Genomic DNA, 19,975 nt, shown 5'->3' with positions numbered 1-19,975 from the left:
GATGACGCCGGGATTATTCCAGCAGGACGGCAAACCACCAACGTAATATCAACAAAATTAACTGGAGTTATAAAAATGGAAATTATTAAAAACATTAAACGCGTGTCTGTCATTGCTCTGCTGGTTGCAGGTACGGCGGGTGTGGCGCATGCAGCACCGGTATCATCCGTTGTGACCGGTACCGGTGATGTGGTGTTCCGTGAAACCGGTACAGCCACCATCATTGTGACCCCGGAAGCCAACCTGACGGCCGGTCTGCACAACAGCACCCTGGTGGCTCGTGCAACAGCAACCGCTACCGGTGGTCAGATTGCATACCGCTGGACGCCTGCTGCCAGCGTGGTTATCGGTACTGACAATACCCAGCGCACCATTTCAGGTAAAGCAAGTGCTGCCAATAAGCTGAATGTGGTTTCCACTGCGGCTGCGACAGTGTCTCCTTCCTATCCGGAATGGTACGCAGCGAACAGCAACGCAAGCACCCTGGATATCACCATCCGTACCACTCCTGTGCAGCAGGCAGTGGCGGCGGATACCTATGTGGTATCGCTGGATGCAGCGGTCTGGGCTGAATAATGTCCTGTCCCCTCCCGTAAGGGAGGGGAATGTGACTTTTCTGCAGAGGAGGACTGGCCAGTGAAAATACGAAACTGCGGGACAGCGATAAACAGGGTCCTCATGATGGTTTCGCTGTGGCTGTGTACGGTTTCCGGCGTGCAGGCAGCAACAGAGAGTGCACCAGCGAGTGACAACGGGGTCATTCTGCTGGCGGCGACAGGTAAGGCGACCATTACCCTGACGCCCCGGACAAACATTCTGGAAGGTCTGGCAACCGGCGGGCTGATTCTTGCCTCATGGCAGGCGAATGCCACTGTGGGGAGCATTGCGTTTCGCCTGAACCCTACAGTCGTGAAGCAGTATACAACGCCCACGTATCTTGACGGTTATATCCAGATGTCTCCTTCCCCGATAGCCCAGATAGAGATCTACGTGGATCATGACTGTGGCAGCACGACCCTGACTGGGACATGGAGGGTTTGCCCTGCAGGCAAAAGTAGCGTGAGCGGGTATATAAGGACCAAAAGCGGTCTGACACAGAATCTTCGGGGTGGCACCTATCCGATTGCAATGGATGCGGTGGCATGGACCCCCTGAATGGTAGTCTGTCGGGAGTGAAGTAATGAAAACCGGATTAATTCTGCTGGCATTGCTGATGCCGGTACTGACGGCACCGTGCACGGCTGCAGTCCTTACGGGCAGCAGCGTCACGGCAACCCGTAATCTGAACGTAAATGCGAGCGGGACGGCCAGTCTGTCCGTGGTGCCGGTAAGTGAGCTCCCGGCAGGCCGCTACGGCATGGGGTATGTGATAGGTAGCTGGAGCGCGTCGGTGACGGCGGGCACAGTGGCTTGGCGGCTTAACCCGGATCTGGTCGGGCAGTATCCGACGCCAGTGCTGCATTCGGGCTTCCTAAAGAATACCCGTAACGCCACCCGGCAGGTGGAGGTTACCCTGAGCGCGGCAGACTGTACCGCATACACACTCACGGATAACTGGCTGGTCTGTCCGCAGGGCGTGAGCAGTATCAGTGGTACCGTTGGGCTGACCCGCTCACAGGTGATACAAAGTGGTGCATACCGGATGGCGGTGGACAGTGTTGTCTGGGCATTTTGAGAAGATAATGAGGTTTTTATGAATAAATTACAGCAGTCACTAATGATAATGACCCTGCTGACGGCCTCTCTGTCGGCTACGGCAGCGGGAATATTGACGGGCACGCAGCAGACGGTGACCCGTAATCTGATTGTAGCCGGGACGGCAGAAGCCTCCGTGAGCATTACTCCGGCCGGTAACATTCTGGCCGGTAACTATACTGGCAATCAGCAAATGGCTGTCTGGAGCGCCAAAACTACTGGCGGCACAATTGCGTACAGACTCAACCCGACCATTGTGCAGATGTTTCCAACACCAAGCTATTCAGGTGGATACATAAAAAACAATGCAAATGCTACGCAACGAATAGAAATTTTACTTATATCTTCGTGTATCAACCAGGGAACAATCACAAGTAACGCCGCTCCGCTGTCGGGGCAGTGGCGGGTTTGCCCTGAAGGTAGTGAGGCTGTGTCCGGGACAATAGTTACAGCAACCGGTAAATTACAGACCCTTATCGGGGGAACCTATCCGGTGGCGATTGATGCTGTAGCCTGGACATTCTGACATATACCGACGCATAAGAGGTACGAATTATGAACAAATTAACGAAATATCTGGCCTCAGGCATGGCGGTGATTATGCTTCCGTTCTCGGCAGCTATCGCTGCTGAGGCCAGTACTGTTGCCACTGCTCAGGAAAATATTGTGGTGAATACCACAGGGCAGGTCACCCTGAGCCTCACGCCCGTCACCACTCTTTTGGCTTCAACTTATCAGTCTGGAACTAAAGTGGCTGACTGGGATGCTTCGGCGACTGCTGGTACTGTCGCGTTTCGACTAAACCCGACGATTATGAAAACAAATGGTAATGTTGGAACAGGTGTAGCAACAAGTACCACTAACAGTAACAACACTATCTCTTTGACTATTTTCTTATACTTAAGTGAAAAATGTAACTGGAGTAATACAACTGTTGATTCGGGCTGGGCTGTTTGTCCTCAGGGACAATCAACCTTAAGGGGAACGATAAATACCATAAACAACCAAACTATAGCGGTGGGGACTTATCCATTGTCTGTAGATGCTGCTGTCTGGCAGTTCTGAAGCAATTATTTGACGTGTCTGTCTGGTATTTTAAAAGCACAGGCACGTCGTTCAGAAATAATGATTTAAATCGATGCTGTCTCAATCAGTATCTTCTCTGGTTTTTTATTTTATTTTTTGTTTTTAATTTGAGAAGGAATGAGGGGGGCAAGTTTAAAATATTGAAGGGTTGGCTATTATTGATGCTGTAGATGCCGGTATTCTATTTGGGGTAAGTCTTCGGGCTTATTTGATTGTTCGGGGTTCAGGGTTTCGGCAATTTTTACAAATAAAAAGGATTGTCTCCATGGTTTGTATTTTTCGCTGTGCTCCGGTGCATTTGGTAATATTTATAGGACTATTGACTGGCTGTAATGTAAACCAGAAGCCTGTCAGAGAGTTACCGGGTGTATCAGCGGCAGCCCCGCAAAAATATAGTGTGAATGAAAAACGGGCCGTGGATAAGAAAGCCATTATACCGGCGGGAAATGCTGCAACCGACCCGGAGCTTGAGGCCTGTAAAGCCGGGCTGTCGGCACTCAGCCTTATCAGCAGTACAGCTTATGCAAAGCGGCGAAGTGAATTTGATGCACTTCTGCGTAACGCAGCCGTCTATGCACGGGTTCGCGGGAGTGTGGATCAGGCCACCCGTGAAACGCTTGATCCGCTGTACCAGTACCGCACAAAGCAGTTGTGCCTTCGCATCTCGCAGGACGTCGCTGAAGGGCTGATGACGCGAGCAGAAAGCCTGGCCGGCTCCCGGACAAAAGGATAATTATCATGAATAAAACCGTTCTTGCAGCAGCCCTGTGTCTGCCAGCATTTTCACTGCAGGCCGTCCCGATCTCTTCGATTGTGACCGGAACTGCGGATGTCGTGTTCCGGGAAACGGGGACAGCCGCTGTCACGGTTACACCTGTCAGTGCCCTCCAGGCAGGTATACATAATTCGCGCGTCATAGCCACGGCTGTAGCCATTGCGACAGGAGGACCTGTAGCTTATCGCTGGTCTCCGTCAGGCAGTGAGGCCCGGGACGGGAGTGGCAATCAACGTACCCTGACCGGTAAGAGTTTTTCTGATAACCGTCTGCAGGTGAGTTCTGTGGCACCAGCCACCCTCTCTGCCGGTTATCCGGGCTGGTTTGTGGCGGATAACGGTGCCGGTCGTCTTGACATCAGCGTTCTGACCGCTGCGGGGAATCAGTCCGTAGCGGCAGATACCTATGTGGTATCTCTGGATGCTGCGGTCTGGGGTCAGTGAGTCACATGGTAATAACAAAAAAAAATCGGTTAAGAGTGTCCGTAATGGTTTGCCTTCTGCTGTCTTCCCTGATGCCGGCGGGAGCGCGGGCAGGTGCGGATAACGGTATACCGGCTTTGCTGGGGATGGCTGCAGAAGTGCCGGCTGACGAAATACCGGTCACCAACTCTTCATCCCCGGCCCGCCCCGATCTGCAGCGTCTGCAGCGTCAGCTCCAGGTTCAGAGGAAGCGGATTGACGAACTCGGACGGACCATTGTGACGCTTAATGAGCAGTTGTCGCGTCAGGCCGCCGCCGTCGCGCCAGAAACGCTGACGGCTTTAACCCATGAACGGGACGAGAACCTTCGACAGGCAGAGATGCTGCGCAGGAAAGTGCAGGAGCTTGAACAAAGTCTGGCTGCACAGAAGGCGGTGGCAGAGGTTGCCGGTCATAAAGTACAGTCCCTGACCACTACGCTCCGGGAAGCACAGAGCCAGAATACAGCTCTTCAGGATGAAAAGGCTTCCCTTGAGAAACAGGGGGCTTTGGTTACTGCAAAGGAGCAGGAAATCACGCAGCTGCGCAGTAGTCTTGACAATAATAAGCGTGAAAGCATGGCACAACAGCAGTCGCTGACGGAGCAGCTTAAGGAGAAATCAGCGGCCCTGACTTCTCTTACGGACGAGCTGAGTAAGATACAGACGGCTCTGGCTGAGGCACGCAAAGCCCCGAAGCGGCATAAGCCGGAAGGCCCTGCGGCCGTCAGGGACTACGCGATTGGTACCTCACTGGGTGACGACATACTCGCCCTGCTGAAAGCACGTGAAGCTGAAGGTATTCATGTTGATCGGGAGATGGCACTGGTCGGGATCCGGGACACCCTCACAGGGCAACTACAACTCCCTGAAGACATACTGAAGAAAACGTTACTGGCAGAGGATAAGGCAGTGGCAACCCGTCAGGGCAAGCTGGTAGCGGATACCCGGAAAGTCGGTGAGGCCTACCGGCAGGATTTTGCCCGTCGTAAAGGCGTGAAAAAACATCCGGACGGATTCCTGTACCTTGTTGACTACGCCGGAGATACGGCGTTCAGGGACACCGACTTTATCACCGTTTCAGTGAAGGAGTCCCTGACAAGCGGTCAGGTGATTAATGATATGGATACCCGAGGTTCATATGTCTCTCAGCCCCTGAATGCCTATCCTGGGCTGTTTCAGAAGGCACTAAGGCTGCTAAAAAATCATGGCAGTATCACCCTTGTAGTCCCCCCTGAGCTGGCCTACGGCGACAAGGGTTACCCGCCGGATATTCCTCCGGGCGCAACAATGGTTTACAACCTGCGCATTCAGGGTGTCGATAGCCCCTGATAGCCGGGTATCAAAAGGCTGGTCAGGACAACAGCCTGTGACGATTCAGATGGAGTTCAGTGATGACTGATAGCATGGTAACAGCACACAGTGAAGCAGAGTCCGCCGGCCCGGCTGTATCTTCCGTAGTCTGCATTCTTTCCCCCTGCCGTATGGCTGCCCGCGGCCTGGCTGCTCTGCTGAAGTCGCAGGGGCGCAGTCGCCGTGCTGAGGTGATAGTGCCGGGCGGAGAACGACCTGAAGAGGATATTGCTCTGTTGGATACAATCCCCGCAGATCGTCAGGTGCTGATCTTCATACCCCGGGAGCCCGTATCTGCGCTGTTGATGCTGAAGCTGCTGGCACATCTGCTCAGCCGGGCTGCTCCCTTCGCTCATATCAGTATTCTGAGTCACTTTAGCGCACCGTGGCTGTATCGTACGCTGCAGCGGTTATCCGGACGTACCGTTCTGCCTCATAGCCTGATGGCCGGGAGAGCGAGTATGCCATGCAGCAGGCTGGCAGATCTGCTCAGCGGTAAGCATCCAGCCCAGTCCCTGCGCCAGATGGCTGTCGCCGAAGAAAAGCAAGCCGGCAGGCGGGCAGAGGCCCTGACTGGCCGTGAACTGAACGCTGCCCTGGAATACATGAGCGGGAACAAAATCAGAAATCCATCCGTGATGTCGTTTAAGACGCTTTATGCCCAGCGTCGCTCGGGTCTGTCCAAACTAATGTCACAACTGCCTTCTGCGGCTGAGCGGCTCCCCATTAAGCTGCGTCAGCCTGTTCAACGGGCGAAGGCAGCCAGTCTTCTCGCTCCGTCAGCAGAGGAGCTCATTTTCGGACAGGCCATCCGTGATGGACAGGTCTTTCCGGTATATCAGCCGGTAGTGGACAGAACCATGCGTGTGCAGGGATTTGAGGTGCTGACACGATGGCTACGGGATGGTCGTGTGCTGATGCCGGCAGATTTTCTGCCGCTGATACGTACACGGCACACCTGGATGCTGCTGACTGCCTTTGTCATTAATGCCGCGGTTCAGCGAATTAATCAGTTTGACGGCCGACTGTATTTTGCCGTTAACGTTCCCCCGTGCGTGGCCGACAGCGGGTCGCTTTTCCGTATGGCAGAAACGGCCCGCAGCCGTCTGCGGGATCCGGTGTGGGCAGATCGCCTGGTGCTGGAGTTTGCTGAAACTATCGACCTTAACCGGGATGCCGGAACGCTTGATACGGTGCGTGAAATGCGAGATGCGGGTTACCGGATTTTTCTTGATGACTGCTTTTCACAGGCAAGTGTGATGTTTCCGGTGAGGCAGGTGCAGTTCAGCGGATACAAGCTGGATATGTCGCTGATTGACACTTTTATGGATAACCATCATGACGAAAACCTCATTCGTGGACTGATTTATTACTGCCAGCTGACGGGTAGCCAGTGTATTGCTGAGGGAGTGGACAGCCGCGAAAAATTTAATGCCCTAGCAGAGATGGGGATGGGCAGTTTTCAGGGGTTTTATATTTCTCCACCCGTCATCGGCGGGGAACTGGAAGAGGCTGTGCTTCGACTCGGTGGACCTGCGAGCTTCTCCGGCATAGAGGACGAGGAGTGAGAAGGTGTCGCACGGATGCTACGAATGCTGCTCTGGTTGCTGAGCGTCTTGGTTATGGCAGGGTGTTGTGTCTGCTGGGTGTTGTGTCTGCTGGATGTTCATATGCCCGTGCTGATATCTGTTCTGCGCTACATCGTGCGCGGGATGAGTGCGGTGGTCCTCATTGAATGAAGAGGCTTCGTGCCCTTCGGATCGTCAGACGGGAAAGGAGAACAGATGAGCTTTCGCTGGCCTGAGCAGTTACACGTCCGGCTGTATGGTATTCGGCATCAGCTGTCGGTGGTGTGGCAGCGGACTCTGGATGAGGATGGCACGTTGCAGGGATTCGCCTGTCAGGTATTGCCCGACTGTCATGGTAGGCATTTTCAGCTGACACAGACGGGGCTGCTCACCACCTCCAGTCGAACGGATCTCGTTCGACTGATGCAGTGGCAATTTGCGGGCGCGCTGGAGTGTGGAAGTAAATACGGTGCGCTACCGCTGGGTATACGGGTGCAGGTTAGTTTGCCGGCGATGCTGCTGTGTCTGCACACTTCAGAGCTGATGGCCTGCCTGCAGAAGGGGGCTGGTGTACTTGCGCTGGAGACCACAGGGCCACTGGGTGAGGCCGGTTACCCTGCCGTCAGCCAGTTGAGCTGCGTCTGCCCGGTCTGGCTCGGTCAGTATGGCACTGGAGATGCCGGACTGCTGACCGCCCTGGCTGCGCCGTTTAGCGGCGTGGTGCTCTCTCCTGCTCTGCAACAGGAGGTGCAGTTGCTGCCTGAAGGCGTGAGTCTTTTGCGTGCTCAGACTGCATTTCTGGCTGCGCGCGGCCGCCTCACTGTGGTCTGCGGTAACGCCCGGGCAGCTTCTCTCCAGGGATTGCTGGGTTGTGGTGTGGCGGGTTTTCAGGACAGCAGTAGCGGGAAATGAGCCTGCGTGTGGAGTGCAGGAATAATGGACGGTATTACGGATAGGTGTACAGGTGGATCATATTTGAAAGGAGAACAAATGAGCAACAACGTTAAGCGCATACTGGCTGCGCTCGATGCGGCCAGACAATTGCCGGTCAGGGAGGGGCATTTTCCTCATCTGGCAAATCTGCTTCACCGGACAGGTATTCTCAGCAATACATGGACATTACCCGGCTGCCAGTCGATTTATGAAACGCAGGAGGGCTGCGTGGTTATCCCGGGGGAGCCTTTGCTGAACAGTCCGGTGGACGTGCCTCCGTTTAGTGATAAAAAACTTATGACCGCTATCTGCGAAGATCAGGCCGGAAATACGACTTTCCGGGAGTTTCTGATGCGCATCTGGCAGGCCGGTGTGGTTAGCTACAGGGTGGATTTTGTCAGCCGCACGGTGACTTATTACGGTCTTAACGGGGATATCTGGGAGGAGAATTACCCGGATGTGACAGCAGGCCAGTTTTCGGCCTGAAAGCGTCGATATCGATATCGCCGTACAGGCTCTTCTGTACGCAGCACAGCATGATAATTACAAACAGGAAGTCAGTATGTCAGTCTCAGATAATCTTCACAGTATTAAAGGAAAAACCGTCCTCATCGCAGGAGGAGCTAAAAACCTCGGCGGGCTGATTGCCCGGGATATGGCCCGTCAGGGGGCCCGGGCGGTGGTGGTGCATTATAACAGTGCGGCCACAATGGCGGACGCGGACGTGACGGTTGCCTTTATCAGGGCTACCGGTGCTCAGGCTGTCGCTATCCAGGCAGACCTGCGCACGGCTGCAGGCGTTGAGTACCTGTTTCGCGAGGCTATTTCTGCGGTGGGTAAACCGGACATTGCCATCAACACAGTGGGGAAAGTGCTAAAGAAACCGATAGTTGAGGTAACCGAAGCTGAATACGACGACATGAGTGCAGTGAATGCAAAGTCAGCATTCTTTTTCCTGCAGGCATCCCTGCGCCATCTCAATGATCATGGCAAAATCTGCACCCTGGTGACTTCTCTGCTTGGTGCCTTTACGCCGTACTACGCAAGCTATGCTGGTCTTAAGGCGCCTGTGGAGCATTTCACGCGCGCGGCAGCGAAGGAGGCCGGAGAGCGGGGGATTTCTGTAACGGCTCTGGGTCCGGGGCCGATGGACACGCCATTCTTTTACGGTCAGGAAACCCCTGAAGCGCAGGCTTATCACCGTTCAGCAGCAGCCCTCTCTTCATTCAGTCAGACCGGGCTTACCGACATTGCCGATATCGTACCGTGGATCCGCTTCCTGGTCAGCGAAGGGTGGTGGATGACCGGACAGACCCTGCTGGTCAATGGCGGCTACACCACGAAGTAAATGCCGGATATATCAGCAGGAGGAACAATGGAAAAAATATCCGGTAAAGCGCTGACGTTTCGGGTAAAGGAGCAGGGGGCCCCATTTTTTGCCGATATTCTGTATGGCGCAGGGATCGTCAGCGCGACCTGGAGTCTCCCATCCTGTGAGTGCCTGTACCTGACGCGGAAAGGACATATGTCGCTTGACGGTGTTCCCCTGAGCGGGAGCTCCGGCAGATTGCCAGTTCGTGAAACCCTGCTTTGCCAGGCAGTCAACCGGCAGTATGAGGGGACGGTATCGTTCAGCGAGTTTCTGGAAGAGCTCTGGCGACTTGGGGTGACACAGTACCACGTGGATTATATTCGCCGTACGGTGACGTTCAGGCCCGGAGCAGACGCTCCGGGCCTGAAGTGGAGTCTGTAGAAAACCGTCGCGCCGCGACATACCCCCTTAAACCGTGAGAAACAAAGTAATGAGACATCGTCTCGCCGGCTGGTCCGCGTGCAGCTTTGATACGTATGCGCAGGCCTACAGGAAGTATGGCGGCAGCATCAACATGCACCCCGAAATCGTTCTTTTTTTTATGCGGGAGTCGGGGCGCAATTTACGTTCTGGCAGTACCGGCATCAGGGATGTGTGACAGCTGCGTTGTTTCAGGTTAATGGCGGCGGCACGGGACTCAATATCAGTCACCTTTACCCGGTGTCGTCGGATTAGGTGATATTCCCGGTTGCCCCCGGGCAGAAAGTCTGGCTGCCGCAGAGGGGCGGCCGGCTCTCTCCGGTCCTGCGACACAATATCAGGAACGCAATTTTTAAATCCCCGGCGAACCGACGTATGTGTCATGCAAAAGCTTGTTTCAGCACGGAAATTAATGCGGTCCAGAGTAATGAATGGCGAAAGCTTCTGGCTATGGGCGGTGTTTGTTACAGGCTGGCCGATATCTCTCCTTCAGAGATAGCCGAGCTGTATGCGATGCTAAGCCGCTTGCATAGCGGATGGGCTGACCGTCTTACTCACCGGCGGCGTACCGCAGCACTGCTAGGTTCTGTACCGGAAATGCTCACCGGCAATGTGCTATTTCACGCAGGTGCACCCTGTACACTGGATCTGGTGTTGTGCGGTGAAAGTGACCGAAACATCTATTTTGATGTAGCTAATGGCGGACACCATCCCGGTGCTTCGGGATTCAGTCCGGCCGGGCTAATGATGTGGGCCGGGATCAGGGATGCGCAGGAACGCTGTCGAAAGGTGGATAAAACCATGATCATGCTGACAGGAGCCTGTCGTGAGGAGTGGGGATTTAAAAACGTGTTATCGGATGTGTTGCCCACAGGTTATAGCGTCTGTGTATGAACGGTCAATGTGCGGCAGGAGACGGAGGGCCCGTATGAACTGACCTCGGTCAGCAAAGCCACTCGGGGTTGGCTCCTTACGGGTAATTTTAAAAAAATATCGGACAAGCTTAATTTAAGTCAATCCGGAAAAATTGTGGAGGTTACGCCTCTCCTGAGACCATGCCGACACCGGAATGCTGAAATGAAAACCATAATTTTGATGATATTGACACTGGCTTTTCCGGTCTGTCTGCAGGCCTCGGTAACCGTTACAGGCACCGACGGTCCGGAGAAAAAAAGATATCAGTTCCGTTAAGATTTACTACATCGGGGATGTCACGGAAAAGGGCATTACGGAGCTGATTTCTTCTCTGGAAGAAATCAACGCTACATGGACCGATCTGAAGCGTATCTGGATTTATAACAACAGCCGGGGGCGATATGGACAGTGGATATATGGCGTATGAAGCGATACGCAGTTCCCGCACGGCGGTCACCACCATCAATCTGTACATGACGGGGTCTGCTGCCACGCTTCTGTACTGTGCCGCCGGGGAAAGGCTGACCTTCCCGGCTGCCCGTTTTCTCCTGCATCCGGCTGCAGTACGGGAGAACAACGACAAGGGATATCTGCAGCCAAATGATATCAGTCAGCTTTATGAACGTGCCAAAAAGTTCAATGACATCTTCAGATATGTCTACAAACAGTGCTCCTTGTGGAGCGAAGATGATCTTTAACGTAATAATTTGTTCGCTCTGTCAAAAGAAAACTATCTAAATAAGGCTGAGGTATGCATGAAAGTTGCAATTTTTGGTACAGGCAATGTCGGGATTCATATGAACAATCTGCTGACCGGCGCCGGATATGAAACTATGCTGTGTGGTCGTCGTACTGCTGATGAAAACAGACATACTTTCGCTGAAGGTGCCTCAGGAGCGGAGGCGATACTGATTGCCCTGCCTTATACTGTTGCTGTCGACATCATGAAAAGTATTGCGCCACTGACCGCGGGTAAGCTGGTAATCGACTGTACTAACCCGCTGAACCCGGACTGGTCTCCACTGGTACCCGGTGAAAATAGATCGGCTGGTGAAGTGCTGGCAGGGCTTCTCCCTGACGCCAGGCTGGTGAAAGCCTTCAATACTGTCTTTGCGGATGTGATGGTGCCGGAGCGTCAGCTGCGTTCAGGCTTAAAAATTACCGCTTTTGTGGCTGGTGATGATACTGAAGCCCGCCAAAAAGTCATTACTCTTGCCTCGGATATAGGCTTTGAGCCACTCGATACCGGCGCTCTCTTTACAGCGAGATACCTGGAGGCAATGGCGCATCTCAATATTCATATTGCAGTAGCAGGAGGTGGAGGAACTCATGCTGCATTTATTTATCATAAAAATCAGTGAAACAGACATATATTGGTAAATAAAAATATTGTGAACCTATGAAGAATGCGTGTTTGATCGTAAATTAAATCACTCCAGCCCGGACAGGCTCTCAGCCTTGTCCGGGGTAACGGGCGTAAGATATTTATTTCAGGAATGTCTATTACAGTGAACTTGAAGTCAGCTTAATATGTCAATGTCTTAATATGTTTTTCAGTGGGCAACCATTTAGCATTCATAGAGTTGGGTTTTTTCCCATGCTCTTGAAAATCTGGCTGCATTAGTTGAAGTATAATGTACAGTATGACGGATGTTACGATGACCAAGATAATCCTGGATTAGCCTGGTATCCATACCCTGGTCCGCTAAAGAGAAACCGCACGCATGGCGGAGCATGTGAGGGTTAGCGGGAACCGGCAGGCCTGCCAGAATCGCATATTTTCGCAACATTTTATAAAAGGATTGTCTTGTTAACCGGGTTCCGGAAGCAGAAAGGAATAACCAGTCAGGGTTGCTGTTTTTTCTGTATTTATTGCGAATACTTAACCATTCTTTCAGCAGAGTTATTTCAGTGGCTTGTAGAGGATGCATTGTGTTTAAACCTTTTTTCAAACGACGCATGTAAATGGCACCTGTAATTAAGTCAATGTCTGAGATTTTTAAACCTGTTAATTCACTAACGCGTAGTCCGTGTATATAGCACATCAGAACCATACATCTGTCTCTGATTTCGTGCTGACAAAAAGAAGTAGCTTTCATAATCAATAAAACTTCATGATGGGTTAAGTAACGACGCTTCATTGAATCTCCGTTAGATAAAGCAGACTATTGTTAAAGCATGCCACTGTATTGAGTGTGTGGACTTCTCGTGTATGCCATGATTGATGGTTCGGTAATGTCGGGAGGTTAGTAATTTTTAGTCCGGATTTTTTATCTTTTAGTTGTGTAATCATAAAGTGGTATATAGATTTTTTTTGTATGCATTACAAATGTAATTCATTTATTTACATTTTCTTTACAAACCTTTATTTGTATGTTGAAGAAGGTGGTTTTTCAGGGTATTATTATGGTTTTTTATGTTTTTTGAATTGCGGGTGCAATCGTGCCTGGAAAAGATTTTGCTTATTCCCTGTGGCGAATTAAGAAGTTATCCATTGTGTTCTAAGCAGGAGTCTGTTTGTTAAGGCTTGTGTTAACCGGCTGTGTTTTCTAAGTTAGTCCCTGAAAGAAAGTTGAGAGTATGAATTTTTCAGAAAGACTTTGTCATTGTAAGCCAAATGGTTTCGTCTTTATAAACATGCCTTAATAGTTTCATGTTTTGGCATGTGTGGATTTACTGGTGGTTTGCATTAGAATAAATGAAGATGCATGCAGGCATTATAATGTTATTTCATTATTTTTGTAATGTGTCTTTACGGCTCGTATATCTAAGTTTTCGATGTGTGTAGTGCATTAATTAGTGTGATTTTTAAGGTTAATTGTCATGGCAACTGAGTTGCTAGCGAAAATAATATATCTAATTAAACTCTTTAGTGAGTGTCTGGAGGGGCGTTAACTATGATGTTTGATGCCTGATTTATGTTTAATGTAAAAAGAATTGTACTGGTTATATATTTAATAAATTGTATCTTCAAATAGGGGGGGTATAGCTGGATTCTCACTCGTCAATGTTGCCAGAAAATATATTCTGAACGGTGTGATTTGTTTAACATATTTAATGTCAGCCTGAGGGTGAGCAAATGAAGATTTAGTCATCTCTGTCACTAAATTACCCCTAAGAGAAAAAGTTATGACAAGGGATAGATTATCTTACGATAACAGCGTTATTCTATTGATTGAGCATCAGGGCAATGTCAGTGGTCGTGAAATATCACCTTCCTTATAATGAGGTGGATACGTATAAAATCAATCATAAACAATATGTTAAGATGGCTTTCTCGTTTGTTGTTAAATCTCAGCGCACTTTCTGAAAAATAAATAACCAGCTATCTGTTTCGGGAGTGACTTAAATAATTGCTTCTGGTTTAGTGACTGTTTAAAAACACTGTCGGGGATATTGTTATAAGGAAGGGAGTGCCCGTTAAATTAAACGCAGATGCGCACGGTCGTGCATATGCGTGATCCACTGATGGCTAGGGGTAACCCGTGAACACTCTCCAGTCATGGATAGTGGGATCCGGATGCATCGCTAAATGGACTTTTCTCGCACTCTTACGGGTGACGTTGACCCGGGTAATGCCCTCCGAGGCTAGTTTCAGCGCCCTGTTAAACGCTATGAGGGTCATTGGTTTTATCCGGGACTTCACTCTGTTGGAATGGCTCTGGAATATATATGTCGCCGGGATATAACGTCTAGCGCCTGCGGAAAATTTCCATGGCAGCCGGAGGGATGAAAATCATGCCTGTCTTTTCTATTGCACCGGTACCCTGGTGTATGATGATATGGTCACCGGTAATGTCTGCATGGCGTAGCTGGTTAATGACTTTTGCTTCTGCCCGGAGTCAGTGCAGTGACACCCACAGGTCCGCCCAGGTGTCGCTGATTTTATTTAACTGAACGACAAACACATCATCTCATGATATATGAATGATTCAACTTATTGATATTTAACATAAGATAGATTACACGAACTAAGTATTTGATTTAATTGCCATTCTATCTATTCAGTTATCTCCAGGGTTCATGCCGCGCCGTATCCTGAGACTGGCTGAGAATACGTATGATCGTAACCATCGAATGTGATGACACAAAATAGATCATGTGCTGTTCCACCGGCAGCGAGCAGATATCCTCTCCCAGCTCTGCGCGATGCGTGCCGATATCATGCATGGCCAGCACATCTAACACTGCGGCTATACGCCCGATATACGCATCCGCCTGAACAATCCCGAACTGTCGGAAGCTGTAGTCCCAGATTGCTTCCAGATCTTCTTCAGCTTTCGGTGTCAGCTCAATCTCTTTCATTTGCCACCCTGGCCCTGACATTATTCAGGAAGGCATCCTTGTTCCATGGTTTCGGCTCGCCGCTGCTGATCCCTTCGGCCAGCAGATCGCGCAGTTCCTGAAGGCGCGATTCGGCCTGCTTCTCGCGCAGCAGACGCAGCGCGTCACGCATGACCTCGCTCTGGGTACGGTAATCACCGGCCTTAACCAGGGAATCGATAAATTCACGCAGCTCATCACCCACGTCCACCGTCATTGTACGGGCCATAACCCCTCCGTTTCATTATGTAAGATTTGTTCTTACATCAGTATATCATTTTAGCATCAGGCTTCCATGCTCAGTGATCGAGACTATGGGCTGCATTTATGAGATCAACACGGATGCGAAATCAGATAGATATCTAATAGAATGCTGAGTTGTAGCCTTAAGCGAGAACTGGAAATGAAATTAACAGAAAATCGGGTGGATGCACTCATCGATACCCTGAACGACCTGATCTGTGATGAGCAAAGTATTACTCGCGAACAGCGAGAAAATTTAACTAAAACGGTTGCCACACTGGGTGGGCTTAAGGAGCGACTACGACTCATTTCTGCGGAGAAAGAAGCCAGACAGATCGCCAAAAACGAGAAGGTAAAGAAACCGCGCGAACCGGACCTGGTGTTTCCCCGAACTGGAAAGCCGTGGCTGGCAGAGGACCTCGATGTTATCCATTCCATTATCGACGATATACCTGATGACAGAATTGATGATCACATCCTGTGGCTTTCAAAACAGCAAGGGCGCACTCCCTATGCTGTCGCACTGAAGTTTGTTGGTGTAGGAAGAATGGATGATGAGTGGGCTAAAGCCTGGAAACCCGCGGCAAAATCGCTTCGAGAAGATTATGCAAAGCTTCATCCTGCTCCCTCTTCGGATATCAGCCAGGAATAATCGGTTTAGGTTTAGGTTTAGGTTTAGGTTTAGGTTGAGATGTATATGAAGTTATTTTGCAGCAGCATGTTTTATAATTATAAAAAGCTGCTCCTACAAACTATGGTAAAATAATAAACAATTACACTCCTTAATTTAAATATATCAATATCTTTGCCGATATATATAGTAAGGAAGGGAGTGTCATGAACGATTTTCATATTTTAAATATCTGTATTCAGAATAAGGATGTGGCAGGTGCAATGCGCGTGCTGCGTGATAAATCAGAATTTGCGGTGCGCAAGATTCTGGAGAAACTCAGGGTCAGGGTCACAACGCAAACCGGCAGGGCATTCTGGCATTATGTTCAGGGCTGGCTGTTAACCGCGTGTCGCCAGGGGAATATACAGCATGAATCATTCATTACCCGACGTTCTTCCCGCTATCCGGAACGCCAGCCAGCTCAGTCCCGCTGCACTCGATATGGTCAAACTTCTCGCACTTCTGGCCATGATTATCGACCACACCAATACGGTGTTTCTGTCGTCAGCCTTGCCGGTGATGTATGCGCTTGGCCGGATGGCCTTCCCCCTGTTCACGCTTATATGGGCTATGAACGTACAGCGTACCCCGGAACGACTGCAGAAGAGAGCCTATCGTCTGTGGATCTGGGCAGTCATAACGCAGCCGGTGTTCAGCCTGGCCTTCCAAAATCAACAGCCCTGGTGGGCCCTGAACATTCTGTTCGTGTTTGCAGGCGTCACGCAGCTGCTTGCCCTGCAGTACCGGCACGGCCGGAAAGGAATGCTTGCCGGGTATCTGCTCCTGGCCCTTATGATTTGGCCCCTGCAGCCGGCAAGTTACGGGCTGGCAGGAATAACGCTGGCCATCAGTATGGCAACGGTTTCTGGCAGCGATACACCCGGAGTGCAGCGGCTGGCAGCCATCACTGCCGTGCTGTCACTGATTTGTTTAAACGGGTTATCACATCTCCTGGATATGCCCGCAGAAACATTATTACTGGCCACGCTGCCTACTCTGGCATTCCCCCTGGCAGGGGTTTCATTCTGCAGGCAAATCTGTCCGGAGGGCCGCAGACGTTTCATGCCGCGTAATTTCTTTTATTATGCTTACGCCGGTCACCTAGGGATTATTGGTATGGTACAGTATACTTTCGCCTGATTAGGGAGGACGTGATGGCTATCAGTGAGAAAGAGCTGCTTGAGGCAGGTTTCAGCAAAAGCGAAGTGGACAATTTACAGGGCCGGCTTGCAGCAGGCGGAGGCACCATGCAGCATCTCATCGATGCGCTCTCACGGCGCTTCCGGGTGTCGGTATGGATCACTGTCGCGCTGGTTCTGGTTATGCTGGTCACCCTCATTCCCGGCAGCAGGACACACATTCTTTCCGGGAGCATGAGTTCCCTTGTTGTCCTGATCATTGCCTGGGTGACCTTCCCACCTGTACTGGGCTGGAAAGCATTCCGCCTGCAGAAGACTATTTCCCGGAAGGTTCAATAGTCAGTAAATCAAGCGCCACTTTGGCTTTAACTCCCCATCCCGCAATTTTAAGCGCCATTGCGGGACGTGGCGTTCCGGATACTTTCCTGAAGAAATCGGGCCTGGTCCAGTACCACAGCCGTTGTGCTTCGGGTTTCAGTCTCAGGCCATACGCGCCGTAGACTTCGCTGAATAGTGTGACAGCCTTATACGTCCCCAGCCCCTGCTGCCGGCTGAAGCCAAGAAATTCAGCGATCTCCATCGAGCCGTCAGCGAATATTCCCTCCGTCTGCTTATCACCGAGGAGGTTGTGCGCGGCTTCCCGTGAAATCGTGTTAAAGCCATTTACGACAATCACCGCGCCGGCCACCACGCCCACCGGCGTCATTGAGGACATCATGACGTCCCACCAAAGATGGCCGCACCGGCCACCACGACGTCGACCGCTGAAATGATGTAGCCCACAATTTTGTTATCGTCCCGGACAACCTTCACCTCAGCATAAAGTTTTGCATAGCCGGTTCTGAGCGATCGGGACTGCTCCAGCAGGCTGGTATTTTCAGCCCGTAAGGCACGCAGACAGGCCATACAGTCATCATCCGTTTTTGCCCGGCGTGCGGCCTCAAACTGGGCCATGATGAATGCCCTGATCTCATCCACAAACTGAATCCGGATAAAACCATCCTGGAGATGCATAGCCGCCACCGTGTTTGCCGTGTTAACCAGTTTCCTGGCCTCCAGGTTGATCATGGTTTCCGCCCAGGCACGGGGATTCTGGCCGGGTAAAAGCAACGTGTCCATTTTATCGTCTCGCTTATCTGTTTCTGAAAGCATATTCCCGAAACGATTTTGACAACAAAAAATGGGCACGCTGTCCTGCAGAACTCACTGATGCCGCATCGCGGCATGGAGGCGCCAGCTGAGGCTAGACAGGGAGAGAATGCCGATGGGCGCCGTGACCGGCGTAAGCCGCTGCGGTTTGAAAGATTCTGCCTATCCCATCCCTTACCCTGCAAAGCCATATCCTGTAACCGCCACGCCTGATGGTGACGTGCGCGGTCGGAGTGAGCCCGTCGAGGCCAGAGGCCGCTGACGGGCTGTATCTCCGCGTTAGCGCCGTGAGGCGCTTACGAGCGTGTATAGCGGGCTTGCCGCGACGCTAACTGCAGCAGCTCTTACTTCTAGTTACAACATCTCTCTTAAAGCGAGGGTGTTCCGGCCCTTCGGGCCGGGGCGGCGTCGGTTTAGCAGGGGTCAGGTATGTATGCGGTGCCTGGTTCTGGCGAGAACGGTGCCCGGCGCTTGCGACGGGAGGTACTTTTGATTTCCTTCTGAGCGCGCGGCCGTGAGGCCGCTGCATGCGAAGGCATTTTACGTTATCCACAGAGTTGCCGAAGACAAAGATCTACTCTGGAATGTAATGAACAGAGAGATAAAAAAGCTGAAGTAAGATTGTTTTGCGGAATCTCTTTTATTCATTTCCGCGTTACTTCACTTATTTGTTTGCGGATTTCTGTGTAAAAAAAAGAGACGATGGCCATTGCGAACCATAACGACCGGCAGAACGTCATAGTGACCGGAAGGAGAAAGGAGTAAAGGATGAAAAATGAGCAGAATGGCCGAAAAAAACCAGCACGAAAAGCCCCGGAGAGGGGCCTGTAAACAGAAAACTGTTGTTTCGTCTGTGACTAGTCAGGTGGAGAAAGCGCCAGATCCAGCTGGTAAAGATGCTGGATGGCCAGAGCCTTCAGGCGCTCAGATGTGCACCAGTACGCTTCGTCAGGCGGCAGGGTGCGGTAAATCCATTCAGATATTGCATGGAGTCGTTCATCTGCCGGCAGCTTAATCAGATTGTTGGCACGTTTACGCTCCGCGCCTTTTTTGCGGCGGTAAACGAGTGCCTCCCGGCGCTTACGGCCGGACCAGCATTTCCGCGCGCAATGGGGTTGAACATCATCATGTTCGCTCATTACCCCTTCCCGGATCAGCTGCTCACGCTCGGCGCTCTGGCGGAGCTTCTTCTCCTGCTCTTTAAACAGCTTGCCCATATCGACGCCCAGCATCTGAAATCCCACGGGGGTGATATAGACATACGTTGGCAGCCAGGAGCGGGATTCACGATCCCAGGTGCGTTCTTCCACAAGGCCAAGAACGCCAAACCGTACCTGTTCCTCAATAAGCCGTGAAAGGCGTGACACCGTCACCTCCGTTTCCGGAATGACATTGCCTTTGGCGTCCTTTGCACTCAGCTCTTTTGCAAGACGGGAGATACACATGCCGACGGTATGCTTGCCGGCATCACAGAAGCTGATGAGCACTGGCCAGAGCGCATCTAGCAGGCGCTGACGTTCCGGACGGAAGCCATATTTACGTCCTGCCTTACGGCGGCCGGCGACATAGAGAGGGTGACGAGAAACATGCATGCGCAGGCTGACCTGCCCGGTTTCTTTGTCTTTTTTCACCAGGCGATTGTATGCATGACCGAGCTGTCCGGAGAGCTTTTTATAATGCTCCGGGCGATACCAGGCCGGGTTCTCACATTTGGCTTTTGTAGAATGCTCACCGCGTTTGCGGCGGGTCAGTTTTTTTACCGGTGCAATGAGGAAATTACCCTGAGTGCCGGCATCGACATCCTGCCAGAAACGGGTTAGCTCATCTTTCGGTAGATCTGACCAGTGAACAGAAATCTGATTGTCATTCAC

At 51.4% G+C, this 19,975-nt stretch carries 23 protein-coding genes and 1 pseudogene; 19 read left to right on the top strand and 5 right to left on the bottom strand.

Annotated elements, in window-relative coordinates; translation table 11 throughout:
* Positions 1-75: 75 nt before the first annotated feature.
* From KGP24_RS23465 to KGP24_RS23390, 16 genes are all read left to right on the top strand, one after another.
* Positions 76-576: a hypothetical protein gene (locus KGP24_RS23465; RefSeq protein WP_223563600.1), complete on the top strand. Its 501-nt coding sequence runs from the start codon at positions 76-78 to the stop codon at positions 574-576.
* 102 nt (positions 577-678) lie between these two features.
* Positions 679-1,155, top strand: a complete 477-nt coding sequence (locus KGP24_RS23460) for a hypothetical protein (protein WP_223563599.1) — start codon at positions 679-681, stop codon at positions 1,153-1,155.
* A gap of 25 nt (positions 1,156-1,180) precedes the next feature.
* Positions 1,181-1,675 (top strand): hypothetical protein, encoded by a 495-nt coding sequence (locus KGP24_RS23455; protein ID WP_223563598.1) that lies wholly within the window; start codon positions 1,181-1,183, stop codon positions 1,673-1,675.
* An 18-nt stretch (positions 1,676-1,693) separates the two neighbouring features.
* Positions 1,694-2,221, top strand: coding sequence for a hypothetical protein (locus KGP24_RS23450; RefSeq protein ID WP_223563597.1), 528 nt, complete (start codon positions 1,694-1,696; stop codon positions 2,219-2,221).
* Between the two features lie 29 nt (positions 2,222-2,250).
* A complete protein-coding gene (locus KGP24_RS23445) occupies positions 2,251-2,760 on the top strand; it encodes a hypothetical protein (protein ID WP_223563596.1) in 510 nt (169 codons plus the stop codon).
* 169 nt (positions 2,761-2,929) lie between these two features.
* Entirely contained in the window at positions 2,930-3,514 is a 585-nt protein-coding gene (locus KGP24_RS23440) for a hypothetical protein (RefSeq protein WP_223563595.1), read from the top strand.
* A gap of 5 nt (positions 3,515-3,519) precedes the next feature.
* Positions 3,520-3,999 carry a hypothetical protein gene (locus KGP24_RS23435; protein WP_223563594.1) on the top strand — a complete coding sequence of 160 codons (480 nt, stop codon included), beginning with the start codon at positions 3,520-3,522 and terminating at the stop codon, positions 3,997-3,999.
* A gap of 44 nt (positions 4,000-4,043) precedes the next feature.
* Complete coding sequence (locus KGP24_RS23430; protein WP_223563593.1) at positions 4,044-5,348, top strand: FKBP-type peptidyl-prolyl cis-trans isomerase N-terminal domain-containing protein; 1,305 nt, start codon at positions 4,044-4,046, stop codon at positions 5,346-5,348.
* A 62-nt stretch (positions 5,349-5,410) separates the two neighbouring features.
* Positions 5,411-6,937, top strand: a complete 1,527-nt coding sequence (locus KGP24_RS23425) for an EAL domain-containing protein (protein WP_223563592.1) — start codon at positions 5,411-5,413, stop codon at positions 6,935-6,937.
* A gap of 216 nt (positions 6,938-7,153) precedes the next feature.
* Positions 7,154-7,849, top strand: coding sequence for a hypothetical protein (locus tag KGP24_RS23420; protein ID WP_223563591.1), 696 nt, complete (start codon positions 7,154-7,156; stop codon positions 7,847-7,849).
* Between the two features lie 78 nt (positions 7,850-7,927).
* Positions 7,928-8,356 (top strand): DUF1398 family protein, encoded by a 429-nt coding sequence (locus tag KGP24_RS23415; RefSeq protein WP_223563590.1) that lies wholly within the window; start codon positions 7,928-7,930, stop codon positions 8,354-8,356.
* Positions 8,357-8,432: 76 nt separating this feature from the next.
* On the top strand, positions 8,433-9,218 hold the full coding sequence (locus KGP24_RS23410) for an SDR family oxidoreductase (protein WP_223563589.1): 786 nt from the start codon (positions 8,433-8,435) through the stop codon (positions 9,216-9,218).
* A gap of 27 nt (positions 9,219-9,245) precedes the next feature.
* Positions 9,246-9,623 (top strand): hypothetical protein, encoded by a 378-nt coding sequence (locus tag KGP24_RS23405; RefSeq protein ID WP_223563588.1) that lies wholly within the window; start codon positions 9,246-9,248, stop codon positions 9,621-9,623.
* 294 nt (positions 9,624-9,917) lie between these two features.
* Complete coding sequence (locus KGP24_RS23400; protein WP_223563587.1) at positions 9,918-10,556, top strand: GNAT family N-acetyltransferase; 639 nt, start codon at positions 9,918-9,920, stop codon at positions 10,554-10,556.
* A 422-nt stretch (positions 10,557-10,978) separates the two neighbouring features.
* Entirely contained in the window at positions 10,979-11,275 is a 297-nt protein-coding gene (locus KGP24_RS23395) for an ATP-dependent Clp protease proteolytic subunit (protein ID WP_245403377.1), read from the top strand.
* Between the two features lie 57 nt (positions 11,276-11,332).
* Positions 11,333-11,938 (top strand): NAD(P)-binding domain-containing protein, encoded by a 606-nt coding sequence (locus tag KGP24_RS23390; RefSeq protein ID WP_223563586.1) that lies wholly within the window; start codon positions 11,333-11,335, stop codon positions 11,936-11,938.
* A 207-nt stretch (positions 11,939-12,145) separates the two neighbouring features.
* On the opposite strand, the gene KGP24_RS23385 is transcribed toward KGP24_RS23390, so the two are convergent.
* The 3 genes from KGP24_RS23385 to KGP24_RS23375 form a co-directional block, all read right to left on the bottom strand.
* Complete coding sequence (locus KGP24_RS23385; protein ID WP_223563585.1) at positions 12,146-12,718, bottom strand: tyrosine-type DNA invertase; 573 nt, start codon at positions 12,716-12,718, stop codon at positions 12,146-12,148.
* Between the two features lie 1,867 nt (positions 12,719-14,585).
* The gene (locus KGP24_RS23380) at positions 14,586-14,882 is read right to left on the bottom strand and encodes a type II toxin-antitoxin system RelE/ParE family toxin (protein WP_223538134.1); all 297 of its coding nucleotides are present in this window, start codon (positions 14,880-14,882) and stop codon (positions 14,586-14,588) included.
* Positions 14,869-15,129 carry a type II toxin-antitoxin system ParD family antitoxin gene (locus KGP24_RS23375; RefSeq protein ID WP_223563584.1) on the bottom strand — a complete coding sequence of 87 codons (261 nt, stop codon included), beginning with the start codon at positions 15,127-15,129 and terminating at the stop codon, positions 14,869-14,871. Before KGP24_RS23375 ends, KGP24_RS23380 begins: the two co-directional genes overlap by 14 nt.
* A 141-nt stretch (positions 15,130-15,270) precedes the next feature.
* Between KGP24_RS23375 and KGP24_RS23370 the strand changes: the two genes are divergently transcribed.
* The 3 genes from KGP24_RS23370 to KGP24_RS23360 all read left to right on the top strand — a co-directional run bounded on the left by KGP24_RS23370 (position 15,271) and on the right by KGP24_RS23360 (position 17,294).
* Positions 15,271-15,795, top strand: a complete 525-nt coding sequence (locus KGP24_RS23370; RefSeq protein WP_316045621.1) for a hypothetical protein — start codon at positions 15,271-15,273, stop codon at positions 15,793-15,795.
* A 390-nt stretch (positions 15,796-16,185) separates the two neighbouring features.
* Positions 16,186-16,956 carry a TraX family protein gene (locus KGP24_RS23365; RefSeq protein ID WP_223563583.1) on the top strand — a complete coding sequence of 257 codons (771 nt, stop codon included), beginning with the start codon at positions 16,186-16,188 and terminating at the stop codon, positions 16,954-16,956.
* 14 nt (positions 16,957-16,970) lie between these two features.
* Positions 16,971-17,294: a hypothetical protein gene (locus KGP24_RS23360; protein ID WP_223538127.1), complete on the top strand. Its 324-nt coding sequence runs from the start codon at positions 16,971-16,973 to the stop codon at positions 17,292-17,294.
* On the opposite strand, the pseudogene KGP24_RS23355 reads toward KGP24_RS23360, so the two are convergent.
* Positions 17,272-18,074 (bottom strand): annotated as a pseudogene (locus tag KGP24_RS23355) (DUF4225 domain-containing protein). The gene KGP24_RS23360 and the pseudogene KGP24_RS23355 sit on opposite strands and share 23 nt — an antisense overlap.
* Positions 18,075-18,961: 887 nt before the next feature.
* Positions 18,962-19,975, bottom strand: coding sequence for a plasmid replication initiator RepA (gene repA, locus KGP24_RS23350; RefSeq protein ID WP_181368425.1), 1,014 nt, complete (start codon positions 19,973-19,975; stop codon positions 18,962-18,964).

Source organism: Enterobacter sp. JBIWA008, assembly GCF_019968765.1.
Taxonomy (GTDB): Bacteria; Pseudomonadota; Gammaproteobacteria; order Enterobacterales; family Enterobacteriaceae; genus Enterobacter.
This window is presented reverse-complemented; position numbering and strand designations above follow the sequence as displayed.

Bases quoted from the DNA above. Each gene is read 5' to 3' on its own strand.
- KGP24_RS23425 (WP_223563592.1), top strand. From the start codon at position 5,411: ATGACTGATAGCATGGTAACAGCACACAGTGAAGCAGAGTCCGCCGGC.
- KGP24_RS23405 (WP_223563588.1), top strand. From the start codon at position 9,246: ATGGAAAAAATATCCGGTAAAGCGCTGACGTTTCGGGTAAAGGAGCAG.
- KGP24_RS23415 (WP_223563590.1), top strand. From the start codon at position 7,928: ATGAGCAACAACGTTAAGCGCATACTGGCTGCGCTCGATGCGGCCAGA.
- KGP24_RS23390 (WP_223563586.1), top strand. From the start codon at position 11,333: ATGAAAGTTGCAATTTTTGGTACAGGCAATGTCGGGATTCATATGAAC.
- KGP24_RS23430 (WP_223563593.1), top strand. From the start codon at position 4,044: ATGGTTTGCCTTCTGCTGTCTTCCCTGATGCCGGCGGGAGCGCGGGCA.
- KGP24_RS23370 (WP_316045621.1), top strand. From the start codon at position 15,271: ATGCTGAGTTGTAGCCTTAAGCGAGAACTGGAAATGAAATTAACAGAA.
- KGP24_RS23450 (WP_223563597.1), top strand. From the start codon at position 1,694: ATGAATAAATTACAGCAGTCACTAATGATAATGACCCTGCTGACGGCC.
- KGP24_RS23460 (WP_223563599.1), top strand. From the start codon at position 679: ATGATGGTTTCGCTGTGGCTGTGTACGGTTTCCGGCGTGCAGGCAGCA.
- KGP24_RS23395 (WP_245403377.1), top strand. From the start codon at position 10,979: ATGGACAGTGGATATATGGCGTATGAAGCGATACGCAGTTCCCGCACG.
- KGP24_RS23445 (WP_223563596.1), top strand. From the start codon at position 2,251: ATGAACAAATTAACGAAATATCTGGCCTCAGGCATGGCGGTGATTATG.
- KGP24_RS23385 (WP_223563585.1), bottom strand. From the start codon at position 12,718: ATGAAGCGTCGTTACTTAACCCATCATGAAGTTTTATTGATTATGAAA.
- KGP24_RS23465 (WP_223563600.1), top strand. From the start codon at position 76: ATGGAAATTATTAAAAACATTAAACGCGTGTCTGTCATTGCTCTGCTG.
- KGP24_RS23365 (WP_223563583.1), top strand. From the start codon at position 16,186: ATGAATCATTCATTACCCGACGTTCTTCCCGCTATCCGGAACGCCAGC.
- KGP24_RS23435 (WP_223563594.1), top strand. From the start codon at position 3,520: ATGAATAAAACCGTTCTTGCAGCAGCCCTGTGTCTGCCAGCATTTTCA.
- KGP24_RS23410 (WP_223563589.1), top strand. From the start codon at position 8,433: ATGTCAGTCTCAGATAATCTTCACAGTATTAAAGGAAAAACCGTCCTC.
- KGP24_RS23380 (WP_223538134.1), bottom strand. From the start codon at position 14,882: ATGAAAGAGATTGAGCTGACACCGAAAGCTGAAGAAGATCTGGAAGCA.
- KGP24_RS23375 (WP_223563584.1), bottom strand. From the start codon at position 15,129: ATGGCCCGTACAATGACGGTGGACGTGGGTGATGAGCTGCGTGAATTT.
- KGP24_RS23360 (WP_223538127.1), top strand. From the start codon at position 16,971: ATGGCTATCAGTGAGAAAGAGCTGCTTGAGGCAGGTTTCAGCAAAAGC.
- KGP24_RS23420 (WP_223563591.1), top strand. From the start codon at position 7,154: ATGAGCTTTCGCTGGCCTGAGCAGTTACACGTCCGGCTGTATGGTATT.
- KGP24_RS23455 (WP_223563598.1), top strand. From the start codon at position 1,181: ATGAAAACCGGATTAATTCTGCTGGCATTGCTGATGCCGGTACTGACG.